Here is a 23,534-nt window from a genome sequence, read left to right as displayed (position 1 = left end):
AATTCTCCTATTCTTTTATACCACCGAAACGGCGGTCTCTTTTTTGATAATTTAGTATTGCATCTTTTAATGCATCTTCAGAAAAATCAGGCCATAATGTATCAGTAAACACTAATTCACTATAAGCAATTTGCCATAATAAGAAATTAGATATTCTTTCTTCACCACTAGTTCTGATTAGTAATTCCGGATCATTATAAGGTGCTAAATTACTAGTCATTAAATACTGGTCAATTGTTTTATCTGTTATCTCTTCAACGCTTAGTTTACCATTAGAGGTATCAGTTGCAATATTTTTGATAGCCGTCACAATCTCTGCTCGCCCACCATAATTTAATGCAAAATTAAGAACCATCCCTGTATTATCTTTAGTATCTTCCACAGCATTTTGAACGGCTATTTTTGTTTCATTTGGAAGCTGATCAATGTAGCCCATAACATTAACTTTTACATTCTTTTCAATTAATTCTGGTACAAACTTATCAAAAAAAGTACCCGGTAAACTCATCAGGTAATTAACTTCTGTTTCGGGCCGTTTCCAATTTTCAGTAGAAAATGCGTAAAGTGTTAAAACTTTAATCCCCAAATCACTTGCAGCCATAGTTACTGTTTTTACAGTATCCATACCGGTTTTATGTCCCGCAATTCTAGGTAAATGCCTTTTTTTTGCCCAACGTCCATTACCATCCATTATAACAGCAACATGTTTAGGAATTCTTTCCATATCCAATTGGATTAATTCATTTGTTTTATTTTTTTTAAAATTAAAAGCCATATTGTACCTCCAAGAATAGTTACATGTTCTATTGTAGCAAAAAAACAGGCACAAAACGACGCCTGTCTTAAAATAAAGCTATTTATTTAAACTGCTAAAATTTCTTTTTCTTTATCTGCTTGAATATTATCAATATTTTTAATTGATGCATTCGTCACATCTTGAGCTTGTTTTTCTAAATCTCGTAAATCATCTTCTGTTAAATCACCATTTTTTTCTGATTTTTTCAAGGCATCAACTGCATCACGTCTGATATTACGAATAATAACTTTAGCATTTTCTGCTTCAGCTTTTACATCTTTAGCTAATTCCTTACGACGTTCTTCTGTTAATTGAGGAATAACTAATCGAATTGCTGATCCATCATTCGAAGGGCTAATTCCTAAATCGGCTACTAATAAGCCATGTTCAATATCCTTTAAAGCACTTTTATCAAATGGTGTAATTAAAAGTACGCGAGCTTCTGGTACTGAAATTTGTGCAACTTGATTAAGTGGTGTTGGTGCACCATAATAATCTACTGTCACATTGTTCAATAAACTAGCATTAGCTCGACCAGCCCGAATATTACCAAGATTTTTTTGAAGTGAAACCTCTGCTTTTGACATTTTATCTTGAGCATCAACTAATATAGGTTCTGTTATTTTCATTTATTTTCCCCTAACGGTTGTTCCGATGGTTTCACCGAGAACAACTTTTTTTATATTTCCTGGTTCGTTCAAATTAAATACGACTAGCGGAATATCATTATCCATCGATAATGTACTTGCAGTTGTATCCATAACTTGTAAGTTTTTATTAATTATATCTAAATGTGTTAATTCTTCATATTTTGTTGCTGAGTTATCTTTTTGAGGATCAGCAGAATAGACACCATCTACGCCATTTTTTGCCATCAATATAACATCAGCATTAATTTCTGCAGCTCTTAACGCTGAAGTTGTATCTGTTGAGAAATATGGTGAACCCGTACCCGCAGCAAAAATAACAACGCGACCTTTTTCAAGATGACGAACAGCTTTACGGCGAATATAGGGTTCTGCAATTTGGCGCATTTCAATAGCTGTTTGAACTCGAGTTGGGACACCTACAGATTCAAGATTATCTTGCAATGCTAGTGCATTCATAACTGTTCCTAGCATCCCTATATAATCTGCCTGCGCACGTTCCATACCCATTGCGGCTCCAGCTTCACCACGCCACATATTACCACCACCAACAACGATAGCGACTTCAACACCCATTTCTTGAATTTCTTTTAATTCTTCAGCAACTTTTCTAATTACAGGTGGATTAATACCAAATCCTTGTTCTCCGGCTAATGCTTCACCGCTTAACTTCAACATAACGCGTCGATACTTAACATCTGACATCCAATGTTCCTCCTACAATCTATTTACAATTATTTTACCATATTTTAGGTATAATTAATAATTCAATTTATATCAAAATAAATTTATTAAAAAAAGTTTGTGCTTAAAGCACAAACTTTTGGATTGTAGAAAATTATTTAATTTGACCCATAACTTCGTCTACAAAATTATTTTCTTTCTTTTCAAGACCTTCTCCAACTTCATAACGGATAAATAATTTAACTTTTCCACCCTTAGAAGCAACATACTTAGCAACTGTCATGTCAGGATCTTTAACAAAATCTTGATCATCTAAGCTAATATCAGCTAGATATTTATTTAAACGACCCTCAACCATTTTTTCAATGATATTTGCTGGTTTGCCTTCATTAGCAGCTTCTTTAGAAAGTACTTCTTTTTCATGTGCCAATTCATCAGCAGGTACTTGTTCACGAGATACATACTTAGGATTAATTGCAGCAACATGCATAGCAACATCTTTAGCAGTTGATTCATCAGCATCTGTAACGACAACAAGTGTTGAAATTGAACCACCCATATGTAAGTATGATCCAAAACTTTCATTATCAGTTTTTTCTACTAATTCAAAACGACGTAATGAAATTTTTTCACCAATTACTTGTGTTGCTTCAATTAAATCATCATTAATTGTGCCACGGTCTGTTTTAATTGTAAGTGCTTCTTCAACATCTTTAGGATGTGCTTCAGCAATTTTAGTAGCAATTAATTTAACAAGTGTTTTGAATTGTTCGTTTTGAGCAACGAAATCAGTTTCTGCGTTAACTTCAACAATAGCTGCAAAGTTACCAGAGAATTGAACATCAGATAGACCTTCAGCAGCAACACGGTCACTTTTTTTAGCAGCCTTTGCCATACCTTTTTCGCGGAGGAAATCGATTGCTTTTTGCATATCACCGTCAACTTCAACGAGTGCTTTTTTTGCGTCCATCATACCGACACCAGTTGTATCACGTAATTCTTTAACTTGAGAAGCAGAAATTTTTGCCATTTGAATGGCCTCCTTGTTTAAATAATTTAATTGATTTTATATCTAAAAAAACTGCCTCAAAAGAAAGGGCCATTACAGTACCTAATTTTGAGACAGCCTAATTTATTTACTATTCAGCAGTTTTTTTATCATTTCCGCCTTCAACAGCTTCAACGATATCTTCGATTGAATCTACTTTTTCGTCAGCCTTTTTGAAAGAAGCTTCATTCACTTCTTCTTTACCTTGATTAGTTTCAATAATAGCATCAGCCATTTTTGCAGTAATCAAACGTACAGCACGAATTGCATCATCATTTGAAGGGATTTTTACATCAATTTCATCTGGATCACTATTTGTATCAACCATAGCGATGATAGGAATATTCAATTTTTGAGCTTCCTTAACAGCGATACGTTCTTTACGAGGATCAACAATGAATAATACATCAGGGATGCGAGGCATATCTTCAATACCACCCAAGAATTTTTCAAGACGATCTCTACGTTTAATTAATAAAGAAACTTCTTTTTTAGGAAGAAGATCAAATGTGCCATCTTCTGACATTTTTTTGATTTCTTTAAGACGTTTGATACGTTTTTGAATTGTGTTCCAGTTAGTTAAAGTTCCACCTAACCAACGATGGTTAACAAAGTATTGTCCAGCACGAGTTGCTTCTTCTTCAATAGCATCTTGTGCTTGTTTCTTTGTACCAACAAAAAGAACAACACCATCATCTTCAGCAGCTTTTTTCATTGATGCATAAGCAGCATCAACTAATTTAACTGTTTTTTGTAAATCAATGATATAAATACCATTTCTTTCAGTAAAGATGTATGGTTTCATCTTTGGGTTCCAGCGACGTGTTTGATGTCCAAAATGAACACCGGCTTCGAGCAATTGTTTCATACTAATAACAGCCATGATGTAGTGCCTCCGAGTAAAAGTTTTATTTTCCTCCCAAGTGTTCAACTGTGCTAAGACTCTCCCGAGCACCCTCAGTCACATCCCACAAGGTGTGAATTGATGTTTTAACATCGTCTTTAAGTATACAAAATCTAAAATTAGAACACAAGTCTTATTTTTAATTATTTAACTTCTGTTTCCACAACGCCTGTTGTTAAAAATTGATAAGCACTATTCAAAGCAATTTCAACCATATTTTTAACTGCAGTTTCAGTATAGAATGCAATATGAGGTGTTAAAATAACATTTACCATATCTAAAAGTTCATTAAATAATGGATCTTCAATAGATGAGTCCGTTAAATCATGATTAAATATTGGATTTTCGAATTCATACGTATCTAAAGCTGCTCCACCAACTTGTCCTGATTTTAATGCGTCAATTAAATCTTCAGTATTAATTAACGTTCCACGGGCTGTATTTACAATCAGAACTCCGTGTTTCATTTTTTCAAATGAATCTCGATTAAGCATGTGTTCATTCTCTTTTGTAGCTGGCGTATGTAATGTAACAACGTCTGCTTGTTCGAACAACTCATCTAATGTATCAACATAAATACCACTCTTTTTTAATTCAGCATTTGGATAGACATCGTATGCAATAACTTTTGCACCGAATCCTTTGTAAATGTCCATTGCAACCCGGCCAATACGTCCAGTTCCAATAACACCCACGGTTAAGCTTCTCAACTCGCGTGAAATATTTGGAGCCCAACGATAGTCTTGATTTTTAATTTTTAAATTAAATTCTGGTGTTCTTCTTAAGAGTTGCATCAATTGTGTCACAGAAAATTCAGCAATCGCGTTAGGTGAATACGCTGGGACATTTGTCACCGTCACACCATATTTTTTAGCTGCAACTAAATCAATATTATCAACCCCGACATTTCTAACAGAAAGAATCTTAATATTCATCTCTTTCATTTTAGAAAATAATGTTTCGTTATAAGGAATTGTTTGCAATGCAATAATACCATCAAATCCATCCGCTTGCTGTATCGTTTCATTCGTTAATAAATCTTGAGTAATTTCAACATCAACTTGATTGTCATCAGACCACTGATTACCAAATCCAACTTCATCTTTTCTCATACCGAACGCAATTAGTTTCATAATATAAAATCCTCCATTTTCTGACTAATTTTATTTAAATTTAACTTCTTTATCAGAATGTCCTGTTTCTATTAAGTCTTTACTTGCATTCAAAGCATCTATAACCATATTCCTGACAGCAGGCTCTGTATAGAAGGCTGTGTGTGGGGTAATTAACACATTCTCACGCTGCAATAAGTTTTTAAAAGTACCATTTATTTGTGATTCTGTTAATTCTTTATTGAAATAATCAGTCTCATTTTCAAGTGTATCTAATGCGGCACCGGCTACTTTCCCTGAATCTAGCGCTCTTATCAGTGCATCGGTGTCAATCAATGTTCCTCTGGCCATATTCAAAATATGCACACCATCTTGCATTTTACTAAATGCTTCGTCATCTAATAAATGATAATTATCTTCAGTAGCAGGGCTATGAATTGTGATAATTGTTGATTTTGCATATAACTCATCTAATGTATCAACATAGATACCCTCTTCTTTCAAAGCAGGATTTTGATAAATATCATATCCAATAATTTTTGCACCAAATGCTTTAAAAATTTTAATGGCTGTTTGCCCAATTCTTCCTGTACCAATCACACCAACTGTTTGTGTACGGATTTCTTTAGAGATATCAGGTTCCCAAGTAAAATCGTTATTCTTCATTTTACGATTAAATTGTGGTGTTTTTCTAAATAATTCCAACAATTTAGCTACAGATAGCTCCGCAACAGCACTTGGAGAATAAGATGGCACATTCGTCACAATCAATCCATACTTATTAACTGCATCCCCATCAACGTTATCCACACCAGTATTACGAATCGATAAATAATTAATATTTAAATCATGAATTTTTTTAATTAATTCAGGTGTATAGTCCTTTTGTTGGTAGGCAACAATAGCGTCATAATTTTCTGCTAATTGAACTGTTTTTTCGTCTAATAATTCAGTAACAGTTTTTATTTTAATTTGATTATCTTTTTCCCATTCTTGGACATACAATAATTCATCTTCTCGGATACCATACGCAATGATTTTCATAATGTTATACCTCTTTATTTTAAAATTTATACTTTCATTATATCATTTGAAATCTTTTTATACATTATTTCAGATTTCAACTGATTGCTTTTTTAAATAAGCAATTTTTTTATCTCTTGATTGGTGTTTGAAAGCATATTCTTTCTTTAATGCTTCAGATTTCGTTTCAAATGATTCCTGCAAAATCATTTTCAAAGGCCGTCTACTAGCTAATTTTGTGTACTTTGCACCTTTCCCTGCATTATGCGTTGCAAGTCTTTTTTCGGGATCCGTTGTAAATCCGCCGTATAGTGTATTATCAGCGCACAGTAATACATAAAAATAATATTTTTTTTCATCTTCCATAAACAATCTCCTGAACCATTTGTGTGTACTCATCATCGTTACCATAAACAACAATAGGAGGCATAATCCTAATTCCTGCTGCATTGCCATCCTTAATTGCTTCAATTAGGACCATGTTAGCCTCTTTTCCCTCTTTTGGATGAACAAATTGGATTTTTTTAGGCGCCAACCGATGATTAACCATTTTACTTAGAATTTCAGGCAATCGATCAGGACGGTGTACGAAAAAAGTTTTCCCCTTCATTTTCAATAAACCGCTAGTAATTTCTAGAATACTATCTAAATTAGTTGTAATTTCATGTCGTGCAATTGCTAAATACTTGTTAGGATTCTGAGAAGATTGTGGCGTATTTGGAAAATAAGGTGGATTACACAATACGGTATCAATTGAGTCTTTTTCAAGATAATCAAACGTGTTGATTAAATCTGTTTGCTTAACTTGTACTTGATTTTCCAAGTGATTCAATTCAATACTTCTATTTGCCATATCAGCTAATTTTTCTTGAAGTTCAATCTGATAAATTTGACCCTTTGTTTTTTGACTAACAAATAACCCGACTGCACCATTGCCCGCACATAAATCAACTATTTTAGTTGATTCTTTTCTTGAAACATCTGCAAAATGGGCTAATAAAACAGCATCCAGTGAAAAAGAAAAAACATCTGAACTCTGAATGATTTTAATTTGATTTGAGTATAATTGGTCAATACGTTCATTGTTATTAAGTGAAACCATTTTTCATTACCCATTTTCTATAATTTTTTTAAAACTTGCAACTTTTAATTTAATTAGTCATACTTACCATACAAAGTTTAAAATTTGAAAGGATTGTTGCCACATGTTTTATTCATTTGCACGGGGTATTGTACGAGTACTTTTATTCTTAATCAATGGGAATGCCCACTATATTAATAAAGAAAAACTACCTGAAGGATCGTATATTTTAGTAGGTCCACACCGAACTTGGTTTGACCCCCTTTACTTTGCCTTAGCTGGTAGTCCTAAAAAGTTTTCATTTATGGCAAAAAAAGAACTATTTGTAAATCCAATTTTACGCTATATCTTAATTCATGCCAATGCTTTTCCAGTTGATCGAGAAAATCCAGGTCCATCAACAATTAAAACGCCAGTTAAATTTTTAAAAAAAGGCGAATTATCATTAATTATGTTTCCCTCAGGTACCCGACATTCCGAGGAATTAAAAGGTGGTTCACTCTTAATTGCTCGAATGGCACAGGTACCCTTAGTTCCAGCAGTCTATCAAGGTCCATTAACCTTAAAGCAACTTTTCAGTAGAAAAAGAGTAACCGTTTCATTCGGTGATCCAATCTATTTAGACAAAAAAACAAAATTGACTGATGAGGTCCAAACAGAAATGGACACCCAATTAATGGCTGCATTTCAAAAATTAGATACTGAAATTAATCCCAATTTTAAATATGTTGATCCCCATAAAAGTAAAAATAATAATTAAATTCCAAAAAAATACTGGTAGGAAATCATATTGATTTTCTACCAGTATTTTTATTTAAAATTAAACTTAATCATCTGATATATTTTGTAAATTATACATGTCAGCGTATTTACCATTTAATTTTAGTAATTCTTCATGTGTTCCTCGTTCAACAATTTGACCCTTATCCAACACTAGAATTTGGTTAGCGTCAACAATAGTTGACAGTCTGTGTGCGATAACAAGCGTCGTTCTATTTTGTCTCATTTGTTTTAACCCATCTTGTATAAGTTGTTCCGTCTCTGTATCAATATTAGCTGTAGCTTCATCCAATATTAAAATTTTTGGATTAGTTACAATCGTTCTCGCAAATGAAATCAATTGCTTTTCACCAGCGGAGTATGTTGCCCCTCGTTCAACAACTTTCGTTTGATACTGACGAGGTAATTTATCAATAAATTGATCAGCATGAACAAATTTAGCAGCTTTTTCAATTTGTTCATCAGTAATATCCTGATTAAACATTCTAATATTTGAAGCAACATTACCATAAAATAAAAATGAATCTTGTAATACAAGCCCCATTTTTTTTCGTAACTCTTCTGTCGAATATTTTTTAATATCTAAACCATCAATTAAAATTTGTCCTTCTTCAAAATCATAAAATCTCATCAAAACATTGATGGTTGAACTTTTACCACTACCCGTGTGTCCAACGAAAGCAAGTGTTTCACCAGGTTGTACCGTAAATGATATATTCTTTAAAACTGCATTCTCATTATCATATGAAAAAGTAACATTTTTGAATTCAATTTTACCTTCAGTAATTGTGGCTCCTGCCACGGGTGTTTGTTGTGGTTCTATTGTTTGGTCATCAAGAACACTAATGATTCGGCTACCTGCAACGATTCCATCTTGGAAAGTTGTCAAATAATCCATTAAGTTTGTCATGGGATTGAAGAAATTTTGTAAATATGTTAGAAATGCATATACCATTCCTGCTTCAACAAAATGATCTAAACTGCTAATTCCAAATAACCCAAGTGTCATTACTACAGCCAATGCATAAAATAAACTAATAATTGGTGAAAGTAACAATGAATTAGTTCGAATCATTTCAAATCTTTTTTTCAAATAAAGTTCATTAGTGTCCTCAAATTCGCCTTCAATCCGTTTTTCTTGGCGAAATTGTTGAATCACATTTATTCCAACGATAGATTCATTTAATTTAGTATTTAATCGACTCAAATATTCTCTCATTTGTCGATAAACCTTTGAACTAAACCGTTGGTAATACCATGTTGTTATTAGTAAAATTGGTATAAAAATCAACGTTACCAATGCGATCTGTGGCTTGGCAATATACATTGCTACAAAAGCAGAGATAAGTGAAAATACACCAACGATCAATGTCATAAATAGCGTCCAAAAATCTGCTAATGTCATCGTATCATTAGTAACCCTAGAAACAACAGCTCCAGCCGGTGTCTTATCAAAGTAACGCATCCCTAACGTGTGAATTTTTTTAAAAAGAATGACACGTATTTTTTCTAATGTTTTTTCTGCACCCATTGAGTACAAATACATTTGAATGAATTGAGTAATTGCTTTTAAAATTACACCGATAAAGTAAAGACCCGCAAATAAAAACATAATATTTAGTGGTGTTGATTTCGATTGAAGATAGTTATCCATATAATACTGTAAAAGAAGAGGTAGTAATATATTAATTCCACTTAATATGGCCGCAAATAAAATTGCGATTAAAAAATCGGCTTTAAAATCTTTTGTATAGGGCAATAATCTTTTAATAACTGTTCTTTGTTCTTTACCGCTCAGTTCTTTTTGCCAGCTAGATTTAGGCTTTTCACTCATTAATTTCATCTCCCTCTAACTTGCTTTCAAGTTGTTGTTTAGTTGTCATTTGATAGTACCAACCTTTTGATGTCATTAACGTATCATGCTGTCCTCGCTCAATAATTGTTCCACCATCAATTACGATAATTTCATCTGCATCTTTTACACTACTCATACGGCTTGCAGAAATAATAGTTGTTTTATTTTGACGTTTCTCTTTTAATCTAGTTAAAATAATAGATTCCGTTCTGGCATCAACTGCCGAAAGAGCATCATCCAAAATTAATAGCTCTGGATTAATTACAAGGGCACGAGCGATAGCTAAACGTTGTTTTTGGCCACCAGAGAGGGATATTCCTTGTTCTCCAACCTCTGTTTCATATTTTAGTGGTAATTCAGTGATATCACTATCCAAATCAGCATTAAATGCAGCCATTTCAACCTTTTCTTTTGTTAAATTCATATTAGCAAAACGTATATTATTTAAAATAGTTGTTGAAAATAAAAAGCTTTCCTGAGGAACGTAACCAATTGACTTCAGATACGTATCTAAGGCATACTCTTTAATATTTGAATTATTAACTGAAATCATTCCGTTGTATGCATCAAATTCACGAAGTATCAATTTCATAATCGTTGATTTGCCAGCACCCGTTTTTCCAACAATGCCAAGAGTTTGACCAGAACCAATTTCAAATTTAACATTATGCAAACTTTCCCGATCATCATCTGGATAATTAAAATGCTGGACATCAAATTTAAAAGATCCCACCGATAATTTATCTAACCCCTTTTCATTATCTACAATGCCACTTTTTTGATTTAATAATATTTGAACACGATCATAACTAGCATTTCCACGTTCAATAACATTAAATAATCGACCAATAGCAAACATCGGCCAAACAAGTAACGCAATATAACTTATAAATGAAATCAGTTGTCCAATTGAAATGACGTTGTTAGTCACATAGTACCCACCTAAAATGATAGTGCAAACATATGACAATCCAATAATTAAACTTGTTATTGGATCAAACAATGCATCCAATAAATTAACTTTTCTATTAATCTTGATAGTTTCTTCAACTTTTCCTTCAAAATCTTCAATATCTTCTTGTTCTTGTCCAAGAGTCTTAATCACTTTAATTCCGCTGACACTCTCTTGCGTTTTATTATTCAACGTTGAAAACGCTGCTTGAGATGTAGAGAATGCAGTGTGTATTTTAGTTCCTAAATATCTAGCCATAACCGCCAATAAAGGTAACGGAATAATTGCTAAGATTGTTAAACGCCAATCTATTAAAAATATCATTGCAATTATAGTTGTCCCACCCGTGATAATTGAATCAGCAAAAGTTAGTATACCTGCACCAGCAACCTGCTGAATAGCTGTTAAATCATTCGTTGCATGTGCCATCAAATCGCCTGTTCTATTTTGCTGAAAAAAAGATTGATCCATTTGCATAAAATGTTTAAATAATCGAGTACGTAAAATTTTTTCAAGGCGAGCAGCGCTACCCCAAATATTGGTTCTCCAGATATATCTAAACAGATATTGACCTAATGCAACAAAAACTAAGATACTAATCCAAATTGCTAACTTACTCACTGTTAGTTCATTTTCACTCATACTATCAACGATATTTCCAATAATTTTAGGTGGAATAATTTGGAAGATTGCCACTAAAATCAGAAAGAATACTGCGATTCCATACGATTTTTTTTCTTGTTTAAAAAACCATCCAAGTTTTCTAAATATAGTCATTCTAACTCCTCCTTTTTATAAAAAAAAACAAGCAAAGGAAATCCTTGCCTGTTCATAAAATATTAAATTATTTTTTTTGCGAACTATTTTTTGCTTGTGCATTCATAGATGACATCATCTGATGTAATTTCTTTTCAGAAGGTTTTTGGCCCATTTGGACCATCATCATTCTTAACATATCTTCATTGATTGGTGGGTTCTTTTGTAAATATGTTTCCATATACTTACGAGCACCGAAAAATCCTCCGACAAGTCCAACTGCTAACGCAATAACGGCGATTAAAATCGTCATTCCCATTGACATAATTCAAGACCCCTTTCAATTCACTTCAATCACTAATACTACACAATTTTCACATAAAAGAAAAGGTAAATCTATTCAAATTGGGAACTATTTTCTTAGTTATCTCGTAAACCTTTATCACGTTGAACTTTTTTTACTTTGTCAGGTGTTACTTCTTTACCTGTTTTATCATAAACCTGCATCATTTCCACTCGACTTCTAAAACTTTCTCTAAATAATGCAAGATACGTTTCACGAAGTTCTTTTCTTTCAGCTTCTTCAGCCTTTGTTAAACCTTCATCAGTTTTACTTTTTGCAGCTAATTCATTTATTCTTGGTGCTAAATCTTCTGGGATCATTTATTATCACTCCTTAAAATTTCACTCATAAGCATACCTGATAATATGATAAAAAACAATTATTCAAATTAACCGAACGTTTGTTTGCAACAACTACTTTCATATGCTACTATTAAAATAATAAATAATGATGATGAGGTGTACTAAATGACAAAAGCATCTGACAGCAAACAACTTGCAGTCTTGCGCTTTATTCATGAACGAGTGGACACGAAGGGTTATCCACCAACTGTTAGAGAAATTGGCGAAGCTGTTTCTCTATCGTCTACTTCCACTGTTCATGGACACATTGCTCGACTTGAAAAAAAAGGATTACTAACTAAAGATCCCACCAAACCTAGGGCAATTGAACTTACACCACTTGGATTAGATGCGATTGGCGTTAATAGTCATGAAAATTTAATTCCAATGGTCGGGACCGTTACTGCTGGTGTACCCATTTTAGCTGTTGAACAGGTAACTGATTATTTCCCCCTCCCACCTGACTTTAATTCCTCAGATGATTTATTCATGTTAACAATTCGCGGAGAAAGCATGATTAATATTGGGATATTAAATGAAGATCAAGTTATTGTCAGAAAACAGTCAACTGCTGAAAATGGTGAAATTGTTATTGCAATGAATGAATTTGATGAGGCAACCTGTAAAAGATTTTTCAAAGAAGAAAATCATTTTCGTCTCCAACCCGAAAATGATTCCATGGAACCAATTATTTTAGATTCTGTCTCTATTTTAGGCAAAGTCATTGGACTCTATCGTCATTTTTAATGAACAAAGTAGAAAAAGCTACTAAATTAGTCAGACTAATCTAGTAGCTTTTTCTATTGAATAGAATATTGCCTTTGCATATTTTTGCTGCCTATTAAAATATATTTAGATTTATCATTACTGTAATCTAAATAAATATCTGCTCCATCATTTTTTAAATGATTTTGATACATATTCTCGTATAATTCAATAGAAACTTGAACACGTTCTTCTAAATTAATTTTCGGTAATTGACTCTTGAAATTATCTGTTAATGTACCAGAAAAGAATTCTCCAACTGCCCCTGAACCATAGCTATACATCCCTATTCTATCACCGGCCTCTAAATCATTACTATTTTCAAGTAAAGATATAAAGCTTAAATATAGTGAGCCAGTATATAAATTTCCAACCTGATTATTATACTTTTTAGCTGCCTCAAATTCTCGTTCTAATTCAATTTTTTTGCTATCTGTCGCTTCGTTAAGGACTTCTCTTAAACCTTTAACACCAAGTTTTGTATATGGCAAATGATATAACATAGCCTTAAAATCAGCTACAGTTAATCCTGTTTTATTTTTATACTCATTCCATGTTTGATTAAAAAAATCTAAATATACGTTCTGAGAAGTTTTACCGTCTACAAGTGCTTCGCTGTGATTTAATGGGCGCCAAAAATCCATAACATTTTCCGTTACAAATCCACTATCTGCATCTAATGAAAGTATTTTTGGGTTTTTCGTAATAATCATTGCGACAGCGCCGCCACCTTGTGTAGGTTCACCCGCAGTATTTAGACCATATCTAGCAATATCAGCACCGATAACTAAAACCTGACTATTTGGATTAAGCGACACATGACCCTTTGCCAATTGAATAGCGGCCGTTGCTCCATAGCAAGCTTGCTTAATTTCGATTGATCTCACGTGTTTTAAGCCTAAAAGACCTGAAACGTAGGCTCCTGTCGACTTTGAATTATCAATACCGGATTCTGTTGCAAAAATAACAAAGTCAATTTTGTCTCTATTTTCGTTATCTATTAATACATCTGCAGCATTTGCACCCATCGTCACCACGTCCTGCGTTGGCGGTATAACAGCCATTTTTGATTGGCCAATTCCAATTAAATATTTATTAGGATCTACATTTCTGACATTAGCTAATTCTGACATATCAACGTACTGATTCGATGTAAAAAAATTAATTCGATCAATTCCAATTTTCATTAATCTTCCAGCTTCCATTTATTATATTGTTTTTATTGTACTTGATGTCTCATTTGATGGCAAGATTTGGTATCACTGGTTTAAAAAGGTATCATTATTCAGCTTCAAATACTAAACCTAAATACTTTTATTACTACCCTAGAAATATCTTTATCAATACCCTATCACACTTGGCGAACAGATAAAATCCGGCAACGATTACAAGACTCATTGGTCGTATCGCACTTAATTCCCCTTGAATACTAATTATAGAATCACTTTATGTATTCTCTTGTAATTGTCCAGTTAGACGTATAAAATTTAACCATATATTTATACGAAAAAGGGGATTAATATGATTGCACAAACATTTTATTTAATTGTTTTAATTATTTGGGTGTCTATGATTGGGTTAACTATTTGGGATAAAGGTTTGACTAATTTTTTTAAATATATATTCTCCCCTACGAAAATACCAAGACAAAATAGATTTAAACACTCTTTTTTGTCGTTTTTAGTTATTCAAGAAAAAGAACAAAAATTTTATTTTTATGCAGTAAGTTTTTTAATTGGTACAATTTTTGGTCTAATATTTTTCCCAAGGTTCTTAATTTTAAGACTACTAACATTTAGCATTGCTTCATTACTGTTTTGTTATAGTTTTTTTTCATACCTAAAATTATTCCCTAAAAAAACAAAACTCTGGCAAATTGAATCGTATTTATTATTACTTATTACTACATTCATTTTTTATCTAATTAATTATATGAATTTGATTACACCACTAATGGAAACAACAGTCATTTTTACATTTATATTAGGTATTATTATCATTACCTTTAGTTCATTTTATTTATTAAAATTACTTTCATACATTGTTCAAAATAATTTTGCACATACTGTACAGGTTATTGCTGAATTTGCATTAAATATTTTCTATGAAGGTTTGCTTGTTGGAACATCTTTAATAGGCGTTTTAGGAGGTGAATCAAAAGTTACCGAATTTGTTTCTAAGTTACCCAGTGTCCATGTTGTTGATCACTTAGTAGCTATTTCATATTATGGCTTGAGTGATTTTTTTGGGGACCCCATAAATTCTATTCAAAATGTTCAGTCATATCCAACAATAATTTTATATATTCATCTGCTAAGCTTATTATTTGGCGCAAGCTACACGTGGATATTTCTTGCTAACTTAATAAGCATTGATAATAATTAAATGAGTTTTGCAATTATATTAAAAAGTTGATATACTAAACAAAGTTATTTTGGAGAGTTGGCAGAGTGGTAATGCACCGGACTCGAAATCCGGCGAACGCTGTAATGGCGCGCGCAGGTTCAAATCCTGTACTCTCCTTTTTATATCATATTAAACCAAAATAAAAAAACACAAACGCCAGTTTAAAGGCATTTGTGTTTTTTATTTTGTATAAAAAGAGACTATAAAGCATTAAAACATCATATGACTTTGCACACATTTCGCACATTTTATATACCTAACATTAAAAAAAGCTTTAAGTGACTTTCTGAATTATAAAAAATCAGTATTATACCTGTATCTTGGACCCAAATTGATGTATATATAATTAATATTTCGCAAATAACCGTCTGTTCTTGGTAAAAGAAAGATAATATTCAAAAGCTCGTAGCTTAATTTAAAAATAAAAAGCTCTAGTATTGGACGAAAATCCAATACTAGAGCCTCATTTTATAAAATTATACAACAACAGCTATCATAAAGCTGTAATCATGAATTTAATAGTTCATTAAACTGAATATATCATAGTCTTTTATTTTTTCTCGGCCCTTTAAATCATCTAATTCAATAAAGAAGGCAGTCCCTACAACAATACCACCTAATTGTTCAACTAATTCTATCGTCGCTGCAATCGTACCACCAGTTGCTAATAAATCATCTGTTACTAAAACCCTCTGTCCAGGTTGTACCGCATCCTTATGCATATATAGTGCAGATTCTCCGTACTCCAATGCATACTTGGCCTCAACGGTTTCTCGAGGTAACTTACCTTTTTTTCTAGCTGGTGCAAATCCTACACCTAGATCATAGGCCACAGGACATCCAACAATAAACCCTCTAGCTTCAGGTCCAACAATCATCTCAACATTTTTACTCTTGGCATATTCTACAATTTTATTTGTTGCTTCGCGGTATGCTGCTCCGTCTGCCATTAAGGGTGATATATCTCGAAAAACAACACCTTTTTCTGGGTAATCAGGAATTGCAGCAATATACTTTGTTAAATCTAATACCATTAATAAACGCTCCTTTAATCTTCTGTATTCAATTGTTCAAGTATCCACTTTTTAAGATCATTCTCTTTAGAGTAGACTAACTTATCTTCAGCTAATATTCGATTATTTCTTAGCTTATATTCAGAAGTATTTTTAATGTCCATTTTATTTGTTGTACTTTTTCCAGTCATTAATCCATCTTTTATTTTAACAAATTCCAACTCTAAAAACACCTTAATCATGAATATTAATAAATTTTTCTTTATTTTTAAAAAATCAGATAAGACGATTAGTTGATTATTAATATCAACATCTTTATGACTCATCACAAATTTGTATAACTTTGCATACTGTTCTCTGGATGGCATACCATCTAAATAGGCACTGTTAGTCTTTAAAAATACTGCAATTATTTTCTGACTATCCGATAAACGTAATATTGTAGACATTTGTTCCAACGAGCTTGGGCAATCTACAAATATAATTGTTCTTTGATTATCAAAATCTGCTACACTTTTTAGTTGATCAGCCTGCTTAAATATCTGTTTGTCTGATGAAAATTGTTTTAATTGGTCATAATTTTTTTTATTCCAGAATATAAACAAGCCTTCATTTTGAAATAAACTTTTATTCACGTAGTCAGTTCTTTCATCAATAATTACAAGCCCTTCAAATTTAATGTCCTGTACCATTAACTGTAAATTTGTTTTATTCATCCATACATTTTTTTCAATTTCACCGATTAATTTGATCTCATCTAAAGTATTCTTGAAATCATCAACATACTTTGCATTTGAAAATGAAATTCCACTAATTTTTTCTTTTTCACCAACAACTTCAAATTTTAAGTGAGTTCCTGTTTTACCAATAGCCTTAACATTTTGTATTGATTTATATTTAATTTCAAAAATCGGTTTTTCATTGTCTGTACCAAATGGTTTTAATTTTTCAATATCTTTATAAAAATCCAAAGTCAATTGATCTATATTTAGCGCTGCTACAATCACTTTGACTGGCTTAACATTCAATTGAATCCCTTGAGATACGGCTTCATTTTCCAAATTCAATCTAAATTTTTCTAAGTTTTGAATGGGAAATGTTAACCCCACAGCCATGTGATGACCACCAAAATGAGATGTTAATTCTCTATGCTCATTAATTGCGTTATACAAATGAAATGTATCAACACTTCGCCCGGATCCCTTTAAATAGCCCTTTTCTGTATCTTGATTTAAAATAATTGTCGGCTTACCAGTTACTTCAACAACACGACTGGCAACGATACCTAACACACCTTCGTGCCAATTTTCACCTGTTATTACCAGTGTTTTCCTCTGCTGATTATACTCTGCAGTAGCCTGTTTCAATGCTAGTTCTAATATATCTGCTACAATTTTTTGACGGCGTACATTTTCAGATTGAACAAAGTTTGCTATTTCCTGTGCTCGTTCATCGTCTAGACTAGTTAACAGTTCAACACCAATATTTGCATCACCTAATCGCCCAATTGCATTTAAACGCGGCGCAATACCAAAACCAATATCTTTTTCATCTACTGTGTCCTGTTTTACATTCGCAACTTCCATTAATGCAATCAATCCTGGCCGGAACGTTTGTTGTAAAACCTTCAGACCGAAACTTACAAGTGAACGATTTTCATCTGTCAGTGATACCAAATCTGCTACTGTACCGATTACTACTAAATCTAGTAATTCTTCTGAAATATCACCTGTTAATGCACTCGCAACTTTAAATGCCACACCAGCACCTGAAAGTTCTCCAAACGGATATTTTCCTTCAGGATGTCGAGGATGAATTATTGCATAAGCATTTGGTAAAACATCTGGTAATTCATGATGATCGGTTACGATAACATCTATACCTTGAGATTGAGCAAATTCTATTGCTTCATTCCCTGATACACCATTATCAACAGTAATAATCAAATTAGTACCATTGTCTATTATTTTTTTATAAGCATCTACATTAGGTCCGTAACCATCTATAAATCGGTTAGGTATATAAGTTTCCACATCTGCGCCCATATCACTAAGTGTCTCAAACATGATTGAGGTACTCGTTAACCCATCAGCATCATAATCACCATAAACCGTTATTTTTTGATTTTTAACTATTGCTTGTTGAATTCGTTCAATTCCTTTACTCATATCATGCATAAGCATTGGATCGTGAATGTTTTCTGCTCCTACATTTAAAAAATCAGTAATAGCTTTTTCAGATGTAAGTCCGCGGCTCCATAGTAAAGATATCAATGAATGATCTAATTGAATATTTTCAAATATTTCATTAGGTATTTTATCATTACTTAAATCTAAAAACTTCCAACTATACTTTGATTCAATCATGTTAAACCTCTACTTTACTAACGATTTATATTTTCTGATTTTAACGATTTAATTTCATTTTGTAGTAATTGAACTTCTTTTCTATTCTGAGTTTTTATTTTATCAATTGAATTTTTCAATAATTCATCAAAATTATTTTTATATTCATCCAATTGTTGATTTAATTCTTTATTTTCTTTTTTTAATTTTAAAGTTGCACTTGTTGTTAACAGACCTATCAGCAGTGCTCCTGCTAAAATTGAAAATAGTAAAATAAGAATCATTGGCATTTTAATTTCTGTAAACCAAAAATTAATTGAAACTTCCTTTACATTTAAAATTGAAAAAATTGCTATTACGATAATAAGTAATAACGCTATGATTGTTCGCCATTGTTTTTTCATATTTTCCCCCACTATTTTTTGTTAAATACTGTACCCGCAAGTAAATCTCCCATTTTAGGGAAAATTGTATATCCCAAATATGCCATTTCCATATAATATGGTAAATTAATTTCGCGTTTATTTGTACTTATGTTTCTTGATATAATCTTTGCAACATGCGCAGGATTTAGCATCATTGATCCAATATTTTTTAAATAGTTGCCCTCTTTATCAGCTATTTTGAAGAAATTAGTATCAATCGGTCCAGGATTAACTGTCATAACTTTAATCCCTAGTGGTTTTAATTCTAATCTCAACGCATTAGAATAACCAAGGACACCATATTTCGTTGCTGAATAAATTGCTGATTTCGGTGTTGCAATTTTCCCAGCAATAGATGCAATATTAATAATAACGCCATACTTTCTATCTGCCATATTTAGCGCAACATTTTGAGTCATGTACATTAGCCCCAAGACGTTTACTCTAAACATTTTTTCAGCAACATCCATATCAAAAGATAACACATTCTCCATCAAACCAAACCCTGCATTATTTATAAGTACTTCAATCGGTCCAATTGAAGATTCAATTTTTTTAACCATCTTTTCAATTTGAATTGGATCAGAAACATCACATTCAATCGCATAAGCCAATCGACCAGATAGACGCTGACAAGCATCTTTAACCTCTGTAAGTTTATCCATTTGTCTAGCGCAAATAACAACAATTGCACCTTTTCTAGCAACCTCATATGCCAGTTCCTTACCTAAACCACTTGAACCACCACTAATTAGAACGATTCTATTACGTAAATCTTTTAACTCTTTATATTGACTAATCATTTACTTTTTCCTTTTGAGAAAACGGCACATTAATTACATCAAAATCTCTAACAACCGTTGTATTTTTAAAGATACTTCTTGCCTCACTCTGTAAAGTAATGGCCATTTTACCAACATATCTTGCGGAAATATGTGTCAATAATAACATTTTCACGTTTGAATTTTTAGCGATTTCTGCAGCCTGAGCACTAGTTGTATGATAATAATTCCTTGCCATTTTTGATTCAGCTTTTTCAAATGTACTCTCATGAACCAGAACATTTGCATTTTCAGCTAATGTATAACTATTTTTTGTTTTTCTTGTATCACCCAAAATTGTGACAATACGCCCTTTTTTAGTTTCTCCCAAAAAATCATTTCCATTTAATTTTGTGCCGTCTTCTAATTGAACTATTTTACCGGCTTTTAATTCTCCATAAATTGGACCAGACGGAATATTTAATTCTTTAAGTTTATCTATTTGTAATTCGCCTGCATAATCATGTTCCACAATTCGATAACCCACGCTTATAATACGATGATCTAAGTAATCAAAATATACTTTAAAAGTGCTATCTTCAAATATTAATCCAGGTTTATCAAGTTCTACAAATTTAATTGTATATGACAACTTCGTTTCAGAAACTTGTAAACTGGTCTTCACAAAATTTTGAATTCCTTTAGGACCAAAAATAGTTAAAGGTCCATTACCTCCTTGAAATGATCGGCTACTCAAAAGACCTGGCAATCCAAAAATATGATCTCCGTGTAAATGTGTAATGAATATTTTTTCGATTTTCCGAGGTTTTATTGTCGTTTGTAAAATTTGATGTTGTGTTGCTTCACCTACATCAAACAACCAAACACTATTACGTTCATCTAGTAGTTTTAGTGCAATACTGGTTACATTTCTATTTTTTGCAGGTGCTCCTGCTCCTGTACCTAAAAATTCTAATTCCATATTATTAACCTATCCTTACTTATTCATTTGATTTCATTGGTAATGTAACTTCAAAAACGACACCCTTCGGTATCTTATTTCTAACTTCAATTTTACCTTTATGCTCCTCAACGATCCATTTCGCAATTGACAAGCCTAACCCATTACCACCTGTTTTACGATTTCTTGATTTTTCTTCTCTATAAAAGCGTTGGAAGATTATTTTTTTATGTGTATCACTAATATTTTCTCCATCATTAATGACTTGTATCACTAGTTGCTTAGCCGACTCAATAACGATAAACGAAATTTCATTACCCGCTACTGTGTATTTCAATGCATTATCAAGTAAAATGACAATTAATTGATGTATACGGTCTTCGTCTAATTGAATGTACTTACTTGCAATATTTATTTGAAAATAAAATTGTTTATTTTGACTAAGCGCAATATCTGCATAAGGATGAATAATATTCTCAAAGTATTCATTAGCAAGGACTTTCTTAAAGTTAAACACATTAACATTAGAATCTGAATTAGCTAACAATAATAGATCTTTTGTTAGATTATTTAATCGTCTAATCTCACTTAATGAAGTTGCAATTGACTCGCTTTCATCGATAATATTTGCATTAGGTTTTGTTAACAAATACTCTAATTTATTTTGTACTATCGTCAATGGTGTTCTAAGCTCATGGGCTGCATTATCGATAAATTCTCTTTGCTTATTCCATGCACTAATCGTTGGTTTAATACTAATAGATGATAAAATAACACTTAAGGCAATCGACAACATTCCAAAAATAAGCAGAGATACAAGTAAAATATTCCTAAAACTAATCAATGAGTTTTGATTAATCTCAATATTTTCAATAATTTGAATATATCGTGCTTTATGCCATTTTTTAACAGCTGAGTCTGGAATTTCCATTAAGTATGACCTAAAAGTAGGTCCGTTTTTTTGTTTAATTGTTTTAAATTTGTTTAAATCAGATTTTTTAAATGGTATCTTATTAAAAACGGGGTACCTGGTACCCATTGCATCTTTATTAATTATTTCTCCATTTTGTGACCATAAGATTTGATAGACTTTAAAGTCAGGTGCTTGCTTCAAAAGTGGACTATCATCGATTCTATTTATGGAGACATAATTAGAATCTTTTATTCGTCTAATTTGTTTTTTCATTGATATATCTACATTAACTGTTAAGGTATCATTAAATGAATTATATACAATTAAACCAAGTGTTACAAAAATAATACTGAAGCTTAAAAGATACATAAAAAATAATTTTATACGCGTATCTCTACTTGCCCTATTTTTCATCAGGTTCAACCAGATAACCAACGTTTCTAATTGTTCGAATCATTTTTTCATGACCAATCTTTTTTAATTTTTTTCTCAGATTACTCATATAAACTTCTACAACCGTAATGCTAGTATCGGACGTAAATCCCCAAACACGGTCGAATATTTGTTCTTTCGTTAAAATAGTATTCTTATTTTCCAATAAGTACGTTAAGAATTCATACTCTTTACCCTGTAAATTGATAGATTGGCTGCCAGAAATAATTGTTCTGTTATCAGATAAAATCATATCTTGATATTTTAGTTCACTATCTATTTCAAATTTCATTGTTCTTTTCAGAAGAGCCTTTATTCTCATTTGTAATTCGTTTAAATTGAATGGCTTAGCTAAATAATCATCCGCCCCTAAATTAAATCCGGTAATTTTATCGTCAACACTATCTTTTGCTGATAAGATTAGCACTGCCGTGTCAATTTTCTTTTCTCGAATTTTTTTTAATACATCAAATCCCGATATTGTAGGAAGCATTAAATCTAAAATAATAATATCATATATATTTTGTGAAGCTTTAAAAAAGCCTTCCTCGCCATCGAACGCTTGCTCTAACGTCATAATTTTTGCTGTTGCTTCAACAATATTATCAGAAATAATTGTATCATCTTCAATAATTAATCCTCTTGGCATTTTTTGTCCTCATTCCTTTCATTTTCATTAAAAAAAATGCATAATAATTATATCTTCTACTAAAGGATGGTTAAATATTATGCGAATGATCGATTTAGAATTAGCCACTATTGATTTAAATAAAAATTTTAATTTATATTACACTACTAATAATCTATTTTACCCTATTTCTAAGGTAATTAGTACATCAGAATATTTTATTTTAATTGTTACTCCCTCTGATAAACCCTTGTTACTTCAAGATTTGCTTCACGTATCTGAGTTGAAGTCACGTCATAATAAGCCGTTTATCCAAACTATTGATAAAAATTTACATTTAATTTTAGGTTATAAAATAGAGCACAATAAACTATTTTTAGCTTAAAACTTAAAATAAATCTATCTTCATTCTACTTTGATACTATTATATATATCGCATGGAGTATTAATAAAAAATGCTAACTGCTGTTATACAGTTAGCATTAGTGACATTTGTTAATAGATAAAGTTATTCTACATAATTATCCTGTCTTTATAGTATATCTAAAAAATGGAGGTAAAAC

The 23,534-nt window shown here is 31.9% G+C and carries 25 protein-coding genes and 1 tRNA gene; 5 read left to right on the top strand and 21 right to left on the bottom strand.

The window, feature by feature from the left end:
• Positions 1-7: 7 nt before the first annotated feature.
• The 9 genes from ACE83Q_RS01890 to ACE83Q_RS01850 form a co-directional block, all read right to left on the bottom strand.
• Complete coding sequence (locus ACE83Q_RS01890; RefSeq protein ID WP_409022447.1) at positions 8-775, bottom strand: isoprenyl transferase; 768 nt, start codon at positions 773-775, stop codon at positions 8-10.
• Positions 776-861: 86 nt separating this feature from the next.
• Positions 862-1,425, bottom strand: a complete 564-nt coding sequence (frr, locus tag ACE83Q_RS01885; protein WP_409022446.1) for a ribosome recycling factor — start codon at positions 1,423-1,425, stop codon at positions 862-864.
• The gene (gene pyrH, locus ACE83Q_RS01880) at positions 1,426-2,148 is read right to left on the bottom strand and encodes a UMP kinase (protein WP_409022445.1); all 723 of its coding nucleotides are present in this window, start codon (positions 2,146-2,148) and stop codon (positions 1,426-1,428) included.
• Between the two features lie 133 nt (positions 2,149-2,281).
• Positions 2,282-3,157 (bottom strand): translation elongation factor Ts, encoded by an 876-nt coding sequence (tsf, locus tag ACE83Q_RS01875; protein WP_409022444.1) that lies wholly within the window; start codon positions 3,155-3,157, stop codon positions 2,282-2,284.
• Between the two features lie 109 nt (positions 3,158-3,266).
• Complete coding sequence (gene rpsB / locus ACE83Q_RS01870) at positions 3,267-4,058, bottom strand: 30S ribosomal protein S2 (RefSeq protein WP_409022443.1); 792 nt, start codon at positions 4,056-4,058, stop codon at positions 3,267-3,269.
• A 164-nt stretch (positions 4,059-4,222) separates the two neighbouring features.
• Positions 4,223-5,212, bottom strand: coding sequence for a D-2-hydroxyacid dehydrogenase (locus ACE83Q_RS01865; protein WP_409022442.1), 990 nt, complete (start codon positions 5,210-5,212; stop codon positions 4,223-4,225).
• Positions 5,213-5,242: 30 nt separating this feature from the next.
• Positions 5,243-6,235 carry a D-2-hydroxyacid dehydrogenase gene (locus ACE83Q_RS01860; protein WP_409022441.1) on the bottom strand — a complete coding sequence of 331 codons (993 nt, stop codon included), beginning with the start codon at positions 6,233-6,235 and terminating at the stop codon, positions 5,243-5,245.
• Between the two features lie 69 nt (positions 6,236-6,304).
• Positions 6,305-6,580 (bottom strand): GIY-YIG nuclease family protein, encoded by a 276-nt coding sequence (locus ACE83Q_RS01855; protein ID WP_409022440.1) that lies wholly within the window; start codon positions 6,578-6,580, stop codon positions 6,305-6,307.
• Complete coding sequence (locus ACE83Q_RS01850; RefSeq protein WP_409022439.1) at positions 6,570-7,316, bottom strand: tRNA1(Val) (adenine(37)-N6)-methyltransferase; 747 nt, start codon at positions 7,314-7,316, stop codon at positions 6,570-6,572. Before ACE83Q_RS01850 ends, ACE83Q_RS01855 begins: the two co-directional genes overlap by 11 nt.
• A 103-nt stretch (positions 7,317-7,419) precedes the next feature.
• Here ACE83Q_RS01850 and ACE83Q_RS01845 point away from each other — a divergent pair, with 103 nt between their 5' ends.
• On the top strand, positions 7,420-8,055 hold the full coding sequence (locus ACE83Q_RS01845; RefSeq protein ID WP_409022438.1) for a lysophospholipid acyltransferase family protein: 636 nt from the start codon (positions 7,420-7,422) through the stop codon (positions 8,053-8,055).
• 66 nt (positions 8,056-8,121) lie between these two features.
• On the opposite strand, the gene ACE83Q_RS01840 is transcribed toward ACE83Q_RS01845, so the two are convergent.
• From ACE83Q_RS01840 to ACE83Q_RS01825, 4 genes are all read right to left on the bottom strand, one after another.
• The gene (locus tag ACE83Q_RS01840) at positions 8,122-9,909 is read right to left on the bottom strand and encodes an ABC transporter ATP-binding protein (RefSeq protein ID WP_409022437.1); all 1,788 of its coding nucleotides are present in this window, start codon (positions 9,907-9,909) and stop codon (positions 8,122-8,124) included.
• Complete coding sequence (locus ACE83Q_RS01835) at positions 9,902-11,659, bottom strand: ABC transporter ATP-binding protein (protein ID WP_409022436.1); 1,758 nt, start codon at positions 11,657-11,659, stop codon at positions 9,902-9,904. The genes ACE83Q_RS01840 and ACE83Q_RS01835 overlap by 8 nt, the downstream gene beginning before the upstream one ends.
• A gap of 67 nt (positions 11,660-11,726) precedes the next feature.
• The gene (locus tag ACE83Q_RS01830; RefSeq protein ID WP_112249992.1) at positions 11,727-11,963 is read right to left on the bottom strand and encodes a YneF family protein; all 237 of its coding nucleotides are present in this window, start codon (positions 11,961-11,963) and stop codon (positions 11,727-11,729) included.
• Positions 11,964-12,058: 95 nt separating this feature from the next.
• Positions 12,059-12,301, bottom strand: a complete 243-nt coding sequence (locus tag ACE83Q_RS01825) for a DUF896 domain-containing protein (protein ID WP_409022435.1) — start codon at positions 12,299-12,301, stop codon at positions 12,059-12,061.
• A gap of 147 nt (positions 12,302-12,448) precedes the next feature.
• Between ACE83Q_RS01825 and lexA the strand changes: the two genes are divergently transcribed.
• Complete coding sequence (lexA, locus tag ACE83Q_RS01820; protein WP_409022434.1) at positions 12,449-13,069, top strand: transcriptional repressor LexA; 621 nt, start codon at positions 12,449-12,451, stop codon at positions 13,067-13,069.
• Positions 13,070-13,122: 53 nt separating this feature from the next.
• On the opposite strand, the gene ACE83Q_RS01815 is transcribed toward lexA, so the two are convergent.
• Complete coding sequence (locus ACE83Q_RS01815) at positions 13,123-14,274, bottom strand: hydroxymethylglutaryl-CoA synthase (protein WP_409022790.1); 1,152 nt, start codon at positions 14,272-14,274, stop codon at positions 13,123-13,125.
• A gap of 334 nt (positions 14,275-14,608) precedes the next feature.
• Here ACE83Q_RS01815 and ACE83Q_RS01810 point away from each other — a divergent pair, with 334 nt between their 5' ends.
• Positions 14,609-15,472, top strand: a complete 864-nt coding sequence (locus tag ACE83Q_RS01810) for a hypothetical protein (protein ID WP_409022433.1) — start codon at positions 14,609-14,611, stop codon at positions 15,470-15,472.
• Between the two features lie 51 nt (positions 15,473-15,523).
• A tRNA-Ser gene (locus ACE83Q_RS01805) sits at positions 15,524-15,610 on the top strand.
• 398 nt (positions 15,611-16,008) lie between these two features.
• Here ACE83Q_RS01805 and ACE83Q_RS01800 read toward each other — a convergent pair.
• The 7 genes from ACE83Q_RS01800 to ACE83Q_RS01770 are packed head-to-tail and all read right to left on the bottom strand — an operon-like array spanning position 16,009 to position 22,992.
• Positions 16,009-16,527 carry an adenine phosphoribosyltransferase gene (locus ACE83Q_RS01800; RefSeq protein ID WP_409022432.1) on the bottom strand — a complete coding sequence of 173 codons (519 nt, stop codon included), beginning with the start codon at positions 16,525-16,527 and terminating at the stop codon, positions 16,009-16,011.
• 14 nt (positions 16,528-16,541) lie between these two features.
• Positions 16,542-18,872: a single-stranded-DNA-specific exonuclease RecJ gene (gene recJ, locus ACE83Q_RS01795; RefSeq protein ID WP_409022431.1), complete on the bottom strand. Its 2,331-nt coding sequence runs from the start codon at positions 18,870-18,872 to the stop codon at positions 16,542-16,544.
• A 17-nt stretch (positions 18,873-18,889) separates the two neighbouring features.
• The gene (locus ACE83Q_RS01790) at positions 18,890-19,255 is read right to left on the bottom strand and encodes a lipopolysaccharide assembly protein LapA domain-containing protein (RefSeq protein WP_409022430.1); all 366 of its coding nucleotides are present in this window, start codon (positions 19,253-19,255) and stop codon (positions 18,890-18,892) included.
• An 11-nt stretch (positions 19,256-19,266) separates the two neighbouring features.
• Positions 19,267-20,076 (bottom strand): SDR family NAD(P)-dependent oxidoreductase, encoded by an 810-nt coding sequence (locus ACE83Q_RS01785; protein WP_409022789.1) that lies wholly within the window; start codon positions 20,074-20,076, stop codon positions 19,267-19,269.
• Complete coding sequence (gene rnz, locus ACE83Q_RS01780) at positions 20,072-21,019, bottom strand: ribonuclease Z (protein WP_409022429.1); 948 nt, start codon at positions 21,017-21,019, stop codon at positions 20,072-20,074. Before rnz ends, ACE83Q_RS01785 begins: the two co-directional genes overlap by 5 nt.
• A 19-nt stretch (positions 21,020-21,038) precedes the next feature.
• Positions 21,039-22,325 carry a sensor histidine kinase gene (locus ACE83Q_RS01775; protein ID WP_409022428.1) on the bottom strand — a complete coding sequence of 429 codons (1,287 nt, stop codon included), beginning with the start codon at positions 22,323-22,325 and terminating at the stop codon, positions 21,039-21,041.
• Positions 22,315-22,992 carry a response regulator transcription factor gene (locus ACE83Q_RS01770; protein WP_409022427.1) on the bottom strand — a complete coding sequence of 226 codons (678 nt, stop codon included), beginning with the start codon at positions 22,990-22,992 and terminating at the stop codon, positions 22,315-22,317. Before ACE83Q_RS01770 ends, ACE83Q_RS01775 begins: the two co-directional genes overlap by 11 nt.
• A 79-nt stretch (positions 22,993-23,071) precedes the next feature.
• Here ACE83Q_RS01770 and ACE83Q_RS01765 point away from each other — a divergent pair, with 79 nt between their 5' ends.
• Complete coding sequence (locus ACE83Q_RS01765) at positions 23,072-23,356, top strand: hypothetical protein (RefSeq protein ID WP_409022426.1); 285 nt, start codon at positions 23,072-23,074, stop codon at positions 23,354-23,356.
• Positions 23,357-23,534: the final 178 nt, after the last annotated feature.

Origin of the sequence: Dellaglioa kimchii (genome assembly GCF_046115505.1) — a bacterium.
GTDB lineage: Bacteria > Bacillota > Bacilli > Lactobacillales > Lactobacillaceae > Dellaglioa > Dellaglioa kimchii.
Note: the sequence above shows the minus strand (reverse complement) of the source record. Positions and strands in the feature narration are given on the sequence as shown.